At 71.7% G+C, this 10,817-nt stretch carries 11 protein-coding genes; 2 read left to right on the top strand and 9 right to left on the bottom strand.

Features of this window, described 5'->3' with window-relative positions; genetic code table 11:
* The 6 genes from QLQ85_RS10560 to ftsY form a co-directional block, all read right to left on the bottom strand.
* The coding region (locus QLQ85_RS10560) for a DUF3999 domain-containing protein (protein ID WP_282738948.1) at positions 1-1,226 on the bottom strand (1,226 nt) is incomplete at its 3' end.
* Positions 1,223-3,862 (bottom strand): DUF2339 domain-containing protein, encoded by a 2,640-nt coding sequence (locus tag QLQ85_RS10555; RefSeq protein WP_282738947.1) that lies wholly within the window; start codon positions 3,860-3,862, stop codon positions 1,223-1,225. The genes QLQ85_RS10560 and QLQ85_RS10555, both read right to left, overlap by 4 nt.
* A 184-nt stretch (positions 3,863-4,046) precedes the next feature.
* The gene (rpoH, locus tag QLQ85_RS10550) at positions 4,047-4,913 is read right to left on the bottom strand and encodes an RNA polymerase sigma factor RpoH (protein ID WP_282738946.1); all 867 of its coding nucleotides are present in this window, start codon (positions 4,911-4,913) and stop codon (positions 4,047-4,049) included.
* 263 nt (positions 4,914-5,176) lie between these two features.
* Positions 5,177-6,154: a permease-like cell division protein FtsX gene (gene ftsX / locus QLQ85_RS10545; RefSeq protein ID WP_282738945.1), complete on the bottom strand. Its 978-nt coding sequence runs from the start codon at positions 6,152-6,154 to the stop codon at positions 5,177-5,179.
* A complete protein-coding gene (gene ftsE, locus QLQ85_RS10540) occupies positions 6,151-6,819 on the bottom strand; it encodes a cell division ATP-binding protein FtsE (RefSeq protein ID WP_102630021.1) in 669 nt (222 codons plus the stop codon). Before ftsE ends, ftsX begins: the two co-directional genes overlap by 4 nt.
* Positions 6,816-8,141: a signal recognition particle-docking protein FtsY gene (gene ftsY / locus QLQ85_RS10535; RefSeq protein WP_240566791.1), complete on the bottom strand. Its 1,326-nt coding sequence runs from the start codon at positions 8,139-8,141 to the stop codon at positions 6,816-6,818. The genes ftsE and ftsY overlap by 4 nt, the downstream gene beginning before the upstream one ends.
* Positions 8,142-8,231: 90 nt before the next feature.
* Between ftsY and rsmD the strand changes: the two genes are divergently transcribed.
* On the top strand, positions 8,232-8,885 hold the full coding sequence (rsmD, locus tag QLQ85_RS10530) for a 16S rRNA (guanine(966)-N(2))-methyltransferase RsmD (protein WP_282738944.1): 654 nt from the start codon (positions 8,232-8,234) through the stop codon (positions 8,883-8,885).
* A 114-nt stretch (positions 8,886-8,999) separates the two neighbouring features.
* Entirely contained in the window at positions 9,000-9,194 is a 195-nt protein-coding gene (locus QLQ85_RS10525; protein WP_282738943.1) for a cell division protein ZapB, read from the top strand.
* Between the two features lie 10 nt (positions 9,195-9,204).
* Here QLQ85_RS10525 and QLQ85_RS10520 read toward each other — a convergent pair whose 3' ends face one another.
* Genes QLQ85_RS10520 through QLQ85_RS10510 form a run of 3 tightly spaced genes read right to left on the bottom strand, consistent with a single transcriptional unit; the run spans position 9,205 to position 10,779 of the window.
* Entirely contained in the window at positions 9,205-9,660 is a 456-nt protein-coding gene (locus tag QLQ85_RS10520) for a GNAT family N-acetyltransferase (RefSeq protein WP_282738942.1), read from the bottom strand.
* A complete protein-coding gene (locus QLQ85_RS10515) occupies positions 9,638-10,471 on the bottom strand; it encodes a hypothetical protein (RefSeq protein WP_282738941.1) in 834 nt (277 codons plus the stop codon). Before QLQ85_RS10515 ends, QLQ85_RS10520 begins: the two co-directional genes overlap by 23 nt.
* Positions 10,468-10,779, bottom strand: a complete 312-nt coding sequence (locus tag QLQ85_RS10510; RefSeq protein WP_282719806.1) for a BolA family protein — start codon at positions 10,777-10,779, stop codon at positions 10,468-10,470. The genes QLQ85_RS10515 and QLQ85_RS10510 overlap by 4 nt, the downstream gene beginning before the upstream one ends.
* Positions 10,780-10,817: the final 38 nt, after the last annotated feature.

The following is a 10,817-nucleotide window of genomic DNA, read 5'->3' as shown; positions in this document are numbered from 1 at the left end:
CCGGCCAGCTCCCTCGCCACCCCGGCCGTGGCCATCGCCGGCCGCCACGCCTCCCCCCGCTGCTCGCGCAGCGAGGCCAGTACCGTCGCCACCGGCGCCTCGGCGCGTCTTGCCCGGACGCTCCCGGCGGCCAGGCTGAAGGGCGCCTCGCCCTGGGCCAGGAACACCACGCGCTCCGAACGATACCCCAGGCGCAGGGTCGGCGCCGCGCCGGCCGCCTCACCCTCGGCCGTCAGCCGCCAGTGGCGATCGCGCACCGGCCCGGCGATCTCCCGGGGCGGCGAGCGCACCTCGCCGCTCTCGTCATCCAGCCGGTAGCCGACCCAGGGGCCGCTGCGCAACCGCCAGTCGTCGCCCTCGTCGTCGCGACTCCACAAAATCCAGCGCCCGACCCCGGCCCCGGTTGCCGGCTCGACATCGGCACGCACGACCGGAAAGCGTCCGTCGAGCCGATAGTCGACGCTGCCATCCGCCCGGCGCTGGCCGTCGAGGGCCAGCCACTGCCAGGGCCGCTCGGCGCGAACCGGCATCGGCACCGCGCGCACTTCGTCGAGTTCGAGCGGCGCCTCGCCGTCGGTCGGGCGCAGCCGCAGATAGGGGGCCGAGACCCCGCCCAGCATCAGCTGCCGGCGGGTGATGCGATGCCCCCGATGCGTCAGGTCGAGCAGCCGGCCCCGCTCCAGCACCGTCCGCCAGCGCTCGAGGTCGTCACTGGCCTCGACCCGGTAGGCGGTATCCACCGGGGCCCGGGAGTCCGGCCAGGCCAGTTCGAGCGCCAGCAAGGGCTCGTCGACGGCGCCGACATCCACCAGGGCGGCCCCGTCCGGTCGCCGCGTCGCACTCTCCTCCAGCCCCCGGGTCTCGACCCGCCTCAGCCGTCCCTGCGCATCGGTCTCGCTGATCAGTTCCCAGCGGGCCCCTCCCTCGGTTTCGGGGGCGGGCAGGGGAAACCAGGGCACCGCCAGGGCCGCGACGATCGGGTCGGCCGAGGCGTCGTCCGGCATCACCGTCGTGGGCACGGCGACGCCCCGGGCATCGAAGACCTGGAGATCCCCCAGGGCGGCATCCCGGGCGCTGCGATACATGGCCGGGTCCAGCGTCAGCCGATAGGCCCCACCGGCCTCTCCCGCCAGGGACAGCGGCCACTCGCGCACCCAGTCCGCCTGGTGGTCGCTTGCCGATACCAGCAACGGCCAGCCGAGCAACAGCGCCGGCAGGAATCTCATGATCGCCCCTCCCCGATACCCTCGGCACGCGGCACCTCGCGGCGTGGTGGTGCCGGCGCCACATACCCCACCCCGATGCACAGCAGCCCGTAACCGATGAAGGAGACGATGCCCAGCAGGTTGCCGAGGTGGGCACGATCGACCAGTACCAGCTTGGCCAGCACCACCGCCATCAGGACCGCGGCAGCGAGCCACACCTGGCGCTGCCCGCGCCGCGAACCGACGATCCAGCCGACCACACCGAGCAGGCTCCACAGCAGGGTCAGCCCGGTCTGGACCAGGCCGCTCGTGAGCATCATCGGCGACCAGACGACATCGGCCCGCAGGTGCAGGCCCCGCAGTACCGTCACGGTCAGCAGCACGAAGCCGGCCGCCGCCAGCACCTCGCCACTGCGCTCCTGCAGCCGACCGGGAAGCCGGCGGGCCTGACGTGCCTGCCACAGCAGCAGCAGGATCGCCCACTGGGCGAGTTCCAGGGGGTTGAGCAGCGGCCACCAGGGCAGCGGGGCCGGATCGCCGGGCTGACCCAGCGCGACCAGCCAGGCCAGCGCCAGCAGAGCGAGAAAGGACGCCAGCAGCGACCGCCGCCAGGCCTCGGCCTCGACCGCCAGCGGTCGCAGCACCCAGCCCGGGCGGTGTTGCAGCAGCGCGACCAGCAGCAGCCAGGGCAGCAGCGCCGCCCCCAGCGACCAGGCCAGTCCGAGCGGTGGCGCCACCTGCCGGGCCAGCCACCCCGACCAGAACAGCGGCCAGGCCCACAGCCAGGCGGCCTGGGCCCAGGCCGCCGGACGCCTGACCGCCGCGTCACCGGCCAGGCCGGACAGCAGGCGATAGCCCAGCGCCACATGCATCGCCCAGGCCCAGAACGCCGGTCCGACGCCGTCCGGGGGCACCCAGGGCCGCCCGGGAGCCGGCATCGGCGTGGTCAGCAGGGGCAGGGCGAGCAACACCAGGCTCAGCAGCAGGGTCCCGACCAGGCTCCAGGCCAGGGGCGGCTCGCGCAGCCGACGATGGAGCTCGCCGAGCAGCGCCCCGCTCAGCGTCAGGAACACCAGCAGCACACCGGCCGCATGCTCCGTGGCCACGAAACGCTCGATCTCGTGCACGCCATTGCCGAGCCACCAGGCCAGCCCCCAGAGATACCAGGCCAGCGCCAGGCGGGGGCGTGCGGCCTGGCGGTAGTTCCAGGCGCTGGCGAAGCCTGCCAGGGCGATCAGCAGGGCGCCCATGAAGGCGGGATTGGCCAGTGCTCGCGCATCGCCAGCGGCCAGGACCTGCCCCCCCAGCAGGGCCAGGCCGGCCAGCAGCTGCAGCCCCACGCCGGCGACCTGCGGCAGCCGGCGCTGCTGGCGCAGCCCCAGCCAGATCAGGGCCGCCCCCTCCAGGGCGAAGGCGCTGGCCGTCACCCGGGCCGAGAGCGCCAGCGGCACCGCCAGGGTCGCGAAACCCACGGCCAGCAGGGCATGGGCCTGCCCCAGGAAATACAGGGCGGTCTGGCGCAGCAGCCGACGGGCCAGCAGCGCATAGACCAGCGCCAGCCCCAGGCCACAGTAGGCCAGTGGCATCCGGGCGCCCTCCAGCAGGGCTGCCTGGAGGGCAAAGGCCACCAGCGGGGTGCCGAATACCAGGCTGCCATCCACGCGGCGGCTGTCGACGAGGCCGCCGGTGGTCGCCGGCCGATGACGGGCGTGAAAGACGGGAATCAGCAGATAGAGGACGAAGAACAGCACCAGGAACGGCTGAACGGTGGCGATGTCGGCCGGGTGATAGGCCAACACGCCCCAGGCCGTGGCGATCACGAAGGTGAAGACGAAGCCGAGCAGGTTGAGGATCCGCCAGGGCCGATACCAGGCCATGGTGAAGATGGCGACGTTGAGCAGCGCATAGTAGCCGAACAGCACGACGTGGTGCCCCTGCCCGGTCGAGAGCCAGAGGGGGGCCAGGAAGCCGGCCAGGATGCCCATCACCGCCAGGGCCAGGGCGTTCTGCCTCACGCCCAGCACGCCCAGGCCCGCCACCAGCGCGACGCTCAGGACGAAGGCCGCCTCCACCGGCAGCAGCGGATAGAGCCGGGCCGCGGCGAACAGCACCATCAGCAGCACGCCGATGGCACCGCCCTGGAGGCTCAGTGCGAAGGCGCGGCGGCGACCGCGTTGGCGCCAGCCGAAGGCCAGGCCCAGGACGGCGACCGCGGCGATGCCGGCCAGGCGCAGCTCGATGGAGAACGCCAGCCAGCCCTGGTCGGTGGCGTACTTGATCAGGGCGGCGATGCCGGCGAAGAGCACCAGCATACCGACCTTGACCGGCACGTTACCCTCGCTGAGCCAGAGACGCGCGGCCGCCTGGCCGCGGGAAAGCAGCGGGCCGAGCCGGTCGATCAGGGCCGTCGACGGGGCACCGGCGTCGCGCGGCTCGGCATGGGGCGGGGCCGCCTCCCGGGCCCCACGGGGAGGGCGGACGACAGGGGGGGCGGCCGCGGCCCCCTCGCGCCCGGCGCCTTCACGCCCCACCCCAGGCGTCAGGGCCGCCTCCAGTGCCTCGACGCGGCGCTGCAGCCGGCCGATCCTGATCAGTGCCACCCCCAACAGCACCGGCACCGCCAGCACCATCAACAACAGCAGCAGCATGCCTTCCATGCCATGTCCCCTCACCCGTCACCCGCGCCGTCCGACCGCGGGCCCTGCCGAGCCCGGCCCCGGTACCAGGCCGCGCTTTTCTCCGTTCCCCTTGCCCTCTCAATCTAAACGAAAACGGCCCGCCTCACCCAGAGGGGAGGCGGGCCGTGCGCTTCGGCCGCGCGGTTATCGCTCAGGTCATCGATCAGGCCGCGAGGGTATCGCCGATCTGCAGGCGAATCTTCTTCATGGCGTTCTTCTCGAGCTGGCGGATGCGCTCGGCGGAGACGCCGTAGACATCGGCCAGGTCGTGCAGCGTGGCCTTGTGCTCGGAGAGCCAGCGACGCTGCAGGATGTCCCGGGAGCGCTCGTCGAGCTCCTCCAGGGCGAGTCGCAGGCGACGGGTGGCATCGCCCTCCCAGTCGCTGTCCTCGAGCTGGGTGGCGGGATCGGCGGCGGCATCGTCCAGGAAGTGCACGGGGGCCTGCCAGGCGGACTCATCGTCGTCACCGGGCGAGGCATCGAAGCCGGCATCGTGGGCCGACAGGCGGCCCTCCATCTCGCGCACCACCTCGGGCTTGACGTCGAGATCGCGGGCGATGGCATCGACCTCGTCGTTGTTGAGCCAGGCCAGGCGCTTCTTGGCGCTGCGCAGGTTGAAGAACAGCTTGCGCTGGGCCTTGGTGGTGGCGATCTTGACGATACGCCAGTTGCGCAGCACGAACTCGTGGATCTCGGCCTTGATCCAGTGCACGGCGAAGGAGACCAGCCGTACGCCCTGGTTGGGGTCGAAGCGCTTGACCGCCTTCATCAGGCCGACGTTGCCCTCCTGGATCAGGTCCGCCTGGGGCAGGCCGTAGCCGGAATAGCTGCGGGCGATATGCACCACGAAGCGCAGGTGCGACAGCACCAGGCGACGCGCCGCCTCGAGGTCGCCCTCGTCGTGCAGGCGGAAGGCCAGTTCGCGCTCCTCGTCGGCGGTCAGCATCGGAATGCCGTTGACCGCCTGGATATAGCCGTTGAGGTCATGTCCCGGGGATAGGTGGCCCACCGGCAGAAGACTGGTGCTCATGTGCAGGTTGTCTCCTTCTCTAAGCCAGAGTCTTGGCCCAAGTATGATGTCTGGTATCGCTGCCTTTGATGGCAGAAGCCGGAATATGTTCCGCCGATTCGACTGATCTCCAGCGAATATACGACTGGGTGACTGGCTCGGCAACCGTATCGCCTCTCCTGAACGAGGGACGGCGCCTCGTTGAGGACGTACCCCGCGCTCCCGCACCGAGCCTCCGCTCTTCGCGGCCGAGCCTCCGCTCTTCGCGGCCGAGCCTCCGCTCTTTATCGCGGCCGCACCTCCGCGAGATGTCGGCTCACCGCGATCCAGGCACCCAACCAGCCCAATAGTGTACTACAGAGGAGCAGAATTGCCGAGCCGGAGCCCCCCAGCCGGGGCAGGCTGAAGCTCGCGCCGTAGCTGGCCGCCAGCGCCGAGAGCGGAGCGGCGAGCCAGCCGCTGCCGAGCGTCAGCAACCCCCAGGCGAACAGCCCGCCACCCAGGCCGTACCAGGCGCCGCTGTAGATGAAGGGCCGACGCACGAAGGCATGGGTGGCACCGATCAGGGTCACCACCTCGATCTCCTGGCGGCGGCTCTCCACCGAGAGGCGGATGGTATTGCCCACCACCAGCAGCACCCCCAGGCCGAACAGCACCGCCAGCGCCAGGGCCACGCGCCGTCCCAGCTCGGCCAGGTGACGCAGCCGCTCGATCCAGGCCAGGTCGAGACGCACCTCCTCGACACCGGCAATCGTCCCCAGCCGTTCGGCCAGTACCCGCACCGCCTCGGGGGTCGGATCGGCGGGGGTCACCACCACACTGGCCGGCAGGGGGTTCTCCTCGAGCCGGCCCAGGGCATCGGCGAGCCCCAGCGCCTGCTGGAACTCGGCCATGCCCTCGGCGGCGGTGATCAGCCGGGTGCGCGTCACGCCCTCGTGGGCGGCCAGGGCCTCGTCGATGCGCGCCGCCTGGGCGTCCTCCACCCGGGGCTCGAGATAGACGGTCAGGGTCGCACTCTCCTCCAGCTCGGCATCGAGCAGCCGGGCGCTGTCCAGGGTCAGCCAGAGCGCGGCGGGCAGCACCAGGGCGATGGCGATGGCCAGCATGGTCAACAGGCTGCCGACGGGGCGGCGGATCAGGCGACGGGCGCTGTCCAGGCACATGGCGCGGTGGTGGCGCGCCCAGCCACGCAGGCGGCTCGATGAGCGCGTGCGACGGCTGCGGGCACCACGGGGGGGTGGCTCTGCCGGCTGGCGACTCATGCGGCCTCCTCGTCGGCGACCAGGCGGCCGTCGCGCAGGCGCAGCACCCGGTGGCGCAGGCGGGCGATCAGCGCCAGGTCATGACTGGCGATCATCACCGTGGTGCCGATGCGGTTGAAGTCCTCGAACAGCGCCATGATATCGGCCGAGAGCTGGGGATCGAGGTTGCCGGTGGGCTCGTCGGCGAGCAGCAGTGCCGGCTTGTTGACCACCGCCCGGGCGATACCGACGCGCTGCTGCTCGCCGCCGGAGAGCTCGATGGGCAAGGCCTTCTCGCGATGCAGCAGCCCCACCTTGTCCAGCGCCGCGCGCACTCGCCGCGCCCCCTCACGAGGCTCCACGCCCTGGATCTCCAGCGGTAGGGCCACGTTGTGGTAGATGGAACGGTCGAAGAGCAACTGGTGGTCCTGGAAGACCACGCCGATCTGGCGCCGGTAGAAGGGCACCTGGGTGTGGTGCAGCCGATCGATGTCGTGGCCGGCGACCAGCACCCGCCCTCGGGTCGGCCGCTCGAGCCGCATGATCAGGCGCAGCAGCGAACTCTTGCCGGCCCCGGAGTGGCCGGTGAGGAAGACCATCTCGCCTCGGCGTACGCGAAAGTCGATGTTGGCGAGCGCCTCGAAGCGCCCTCCGTAGCGCTTGCCGACATGCTCGAAGGCGATCATGCGGAGGCGGCGTCCCGATCGGCGTCCCGGTCGAACAGGGCGTCGACGAACTCGCTCGCCACGAAGGGCCGCAGGTCATCGAGCGACTCGCCGACGCCGATGAAGCGGATCGGCGTGCCGAGCTGCTTGGCCAGGGCGAAGATGATGCCGCCCTTGGCGGTACCGTCGAGCTTGGTCAAGGTCACCCCGGTGACCGGTACCGCCTCGTTGAAGGTGCTGGCCTGGGACAGCGCGTTCTGGCCGGTGCCGGCGTCGAGCACCAGCATCACCTCGTGGGGGGCCGTGGCGTCGAGCTTGCCCATCACCCGGTGGACCTTCTTCAGTTCCTCCATCAGGTGGGCCTTGTTGTGCAGGCGACCGGCGGTATCGGCAATCAGCACGTCGATGCCCCGCGCCTTGGCCGCGGCGACGGCGTCATAGATCACCGAGGCGCTGTCGGCGCCGGTGTGCTGGGCGATCACGGGCACGTCGTTGCGCTCGCCCCAGACCTTGAGCTGCTCCACGGCGGCGGCGCGGAAGGTGTCGCCGGCGGCCAGCATCACGCTCCGGCCCTCGCGCAGGAAGCGCTGGGTCAGCTTGCCGATGGTAGTGGTCTTGCCGACCCCGTTGACGCCCACCACCAGGATGACGAAGGGCCCCTCGCCCTTCGACGGCAGCTCGAGGGGCCTGGTGACCGTCTCGAGCATGGTGGCGAGCTCGTCCTGGAGCGCGCGGAAGAGCGCCTCGGGATCCTTGAGCTCCTTGCGCGAGACTCGCTCGGTGAGGCGGTCGATGATCTCGGTGGTGGCCTCGATGCCCACGTCCGCCATCAGCAGCTGGGTCTCGAGGTCCTCCATCAGTTCGTCGTCGATCTGCTTCTTGCCGAGGAAGAGCCCGGCGAGGCCGTCGGAGAGGTTGGCGCGGGTCTTGCCGAGCCCCGAGCGGATACGGGCGAACCAGCCCGCCTTCTCCTGCCGGCCTTCCTGCCTCGGCTTCTCCTGCAGCGCGGCCCGCGGCGCCTCCTCGGCGGGCTCGGTCGCCGGTGTCGGGGCATCGGCCGCCGCCCCGGTCTCGCGGGACGGCTCGGGCTCGATAGCCGGAGCCTCGTCCGGCGCCGGCACACGGGCCTGCGGGGTCGAGGGCTCGGGCGGCGTGACGGCGGCCGCCTCGTCGGGCGCGGCCGCTTCCGGCCGCGCGGTGCTCTCCTCCGCTTCGGCGCCGGTTTCGGACGCCGCGTCGTCGGCCTTCGCCGGGGCCTCGTCCTCGGTCAGGAGTTCGTTCTCCTGCTGCTCCGGCTTCCCGGGCTTGTCCTGCTGCTTCTTGCGCTTGAAAAAACCGAACATGAGATGCTTCAGCCTCGCGGGTGAACGAATCGCCACATCCTACCATCGCGCACCATGACTGTGGATAAGGCCGCGGGTACAATGCCGGCCATGACACGACGCTCCTCACGCCCTCGCCGCCGGCAGCGCGGCACTGGCGGCGCTCCACGCCGGGCGGGACACGGCAAGCTGCGCATCATCGGCGGCGACTTTCGTCGCCGGCTGCTGCCGGTACTGGACAGCCCCGGCCTGCGCCCCACCCCCGACCGGGTGCGCGAGACCCTGTTCAACTGGCTGACCACGGCCACCCCGGGCGCCCGGGTGCTGGATCTCTTCGCCGGCACCGGGGCACTGGGACTGGAGGCACTGTCCCGTGGTGCTCGCCGGGCCTGCTTCGTGGAGCGTGACGGCGGCGTGGCCGACGCCCTCGCCGACAACCTGGCCACCCTCGGCGCCGGCGAACGCGCCCGGGTGGTCACCGCCGACGCCCTGGCCTTCCTCGCGGGGGAGCCCACGCCCTGCTCGCTGGTCTTCCTCGACCCGCCCTTCCGCCAGGAGCTGGCCACGCCCTGCTGTGCGGCGCTGGAGCGCGGCTGGCTGACCGAGGACGCCTTCATCTACCTGGAGGCCGAGTCGGAGCTGGTCCCTCGCGTGCCGGAGCACTGGCAACTGCACCGGGAGGTGCGCGCCGGCGACAGCACCGGACGCCTCTATCGCCGCCAGGGCCAGAGCGGCACCGGGTCGCCGGATGGCGACGCTTGCTGAGGCCCGGCCACGGCGTTACGCTGCGCGCTGATCGAATTCCACCCCGGGCCCAGCCAGACCGGCACATGCTCGGGCGACCGCCCGAACCCGCAAGGACATTGTCAGGAGAACAGGATGAGCATCGAACTCTTCAACCGGCTCGAGCAGAAGGTTGCCAGCGCCGTCGAGGCCCTGGAGTTGCTCAAGATGGAAGCCGAGGAATTGCGCGAGGAGAATTCCCGCCTGAAGCAGGAGCGCGAGGAGTGGGAGCGCCGGCTCGGCGACCTGCTGGGCAAGTTCGACGACGTCGAGACCGGCACGGGCAACTGAACGCCTCGGCTCAGCACCGATCGAGCGGGAGCGACATCAGCAGCGCGTCCTCCCGCCCCTCCCCGAGCACCCGGGGAGAGTAGTAGCCGCGACGGCGGCCGTCCTCGATGAAGCCGGCCCGTCGATAGAGGGCGATGGCCCCCTCATTTCCCGCCCTGACCTCCAGCAGCAGTCGCTCGCACTCCCAGCTTCGGGCCTGCTCGATCACCGCCCCGAGCAGCTCGCCCGCCAGGCCCCGGCGACGATGGCCGGGCGCCACCAGCAGTGCCTGAAGTTCGGCCTCGAAGGGCAACCTCGCCACGATCGCATGCCCCACCAGCCGGCCCTGCGACTCGATGCCGAGCACCCGCGTATCGGCGCCCACCAGCACCCCGGCCAGCATGTCCCGCGACCAGGACCGCGGTTGTGCCTGCTGCTCCAGCGCCGCCAGGGCCGCCAGGTCATCAGCCGCCAGCCGGCGCAGCATCGTCGTCCTCGCTGGAGTCGCGCCAGGCCTCGCGCCAGCCGGCGAGACACGGCCACAACGCCCGCTTGGCCTCGGCGCTGCCGGCCAGTTCGTCCAGGCTGGGCCCCTGCCAGGCGGGCAGGTCAAGCAGGGCGCAGTGCTCGCCTTCGACAGTCAGCACCGTGGCCAGGGTAGCATCGTGACCGAAGAGCAACAGACGCTCGGGTGCCCAGCCACGGCGACGGCGCCCCTCGAGGAAGGCCTGCAGCCCCTGGCGCGCCTCCTCCAGGGGCGCGTCCACCGGCAGCCCCTCCATCTGGGGCCATTGAAAGGTCTCGAAATCGAGCGGCCGCTCGGGCAGCACCCCGGCGGCCTGCAGCAGGTTGGCCAGCAGCCGTTGCCCGGTGGTATCGGGCTTGCGCTCCCGGGGCAGCAGCAGCAACCAGCGGCCGTCGAGACAGGCCACCTGCAGGGTGAAGCGCAGCGCCTCGGCCGGCTCCGCCGGGCGCTCGGGCGCCTCCACGCCGGCCGGCGCCTCCGCCGCATCCGGAGGGGCGCCGCCGCCCAGCAGCGCCCGGGCCTTGCCGGGCCCTGCCGGGCGCTGACCGCGCTCGCGCGCCGTCGGCTCGGGTGACGGGCGAGCCGGCGCCTCCCGGGCCGCCTCGTCGAGCAGGGCATGCAGGCGCTCGCCCGGGGCCTCGACGGCCACCGGCTCGGGCCGCTGCCAGTCGCAGGCCGGGGTGGGCCGGGCATTGGGCAGCCGGTAGCGGGCCTCCCAGGACGTCAGTCCCATGGCCTCGAGATACTGCCGGCGCTGCGGCTCGGGCGTCACGACCCGCTGCCGCCCCGGCAGTTCGGCGACGCCGGCCGCTCCTCGCCGCGGGCCTGCCACTCGTCGGGCGTGAAGAGGTGCAGGGCCAGGGCGTGGACCGGCCCCGCGAGCTCGTCGGCCAGCAGGGCATAGACCTGCTGGTGGCGCTTGACCGGCATCAGCCCCTGGAAACGCCCGGACACCAGGGTGACCTTGAAATGGGTCTCGGAATCGGCCGGCACGCTGTGCATATGGCTCTCGTTCTCCACCGTGAGGAAGGTGGGGTCGAGGGCCTGCAGCTTCTCTTCGATGATGGCCTGGGTGTGCATTGTGGCTCCTCGATGACGAATGATGAGGCCATTGTACT

The organism is Halomonas kalidii (assembly GCF_030010475.1).
Taxonomy (GTDB): Bacteria; Pseudomonadota; Gammaproteobacteria; order Pseudomonadales; family Halomonadaceae; genus Halomonas; species Halomonas heilongjiangensis.
The sequence above is the reverse complement of the archived record's forward strand: the minus strand, read 5'-3'. Positions and strand labels throughout refer to the sequence as shown.

Coding starts and splice junctions, on each gene's coding strand:
- QLQ85_RS10555 (WP_282738947.1), bottom strand. CDS start 3,862: ATGGAAGGCATGCTGCTGCTGTTGTTGATGGTGCTGGCGGTGCCGGTG.
- QLQ85_RS10510 (WP_282719806.1), bottom strand. CDS start 10,779: ATGCACACCCAGGCCATCATCGAAGAGAAGCTGCAGGCCCTCGACCCC.
- ftsX (WP_282738945.1), bottom strand. CDS start 6,154: ATGAGTCGCCAGCCGGCAGAGCCACCCCCCCGTGGTGCCCGCAGCCGT.
- QLQ85_RS10525 (WP_282738943.1), top strand. CDS start 9,000: ATGAGCATCGAACTCTTCAACCGGCTCGAGCAGAAGGTTGCCAGCGCC.
- QLQ85_RS10520 (WP_282738942.1), bottom strand. CDS start 9,660: ATGCTGCGCCGGCTGGCGGCTGATGACCTGGCGGCCCTGGCGGCGCTG.
- rpoH (WP_282738946.1), bottom strand. CDS start 4,913: ATGAGCACCAGTCTTCTGCCGGTGGGCCACCTATCCCCGGGACATGAC.
- ftsY (WP_240566791.1), bottom strand. CDS start 8,141: ATGTTCGGTTTTTTCAAGCGCAAGAAGCAGCAGGACAAGCCCGGGAAG.
- rsmD (WP_282738944.1), top strand. CDS start 8,232: ATGACACGACGCTCCTCACGCCCTCGCCGCCGGCAGCGCGGCACTGGC.
- ftsE (WP_102630021.1), bottom strand. CDS start 6,819: ATGATCGCCTTCGAGCATGTCGGCAAGCGCTACGGAGGGCGCTTCGAG.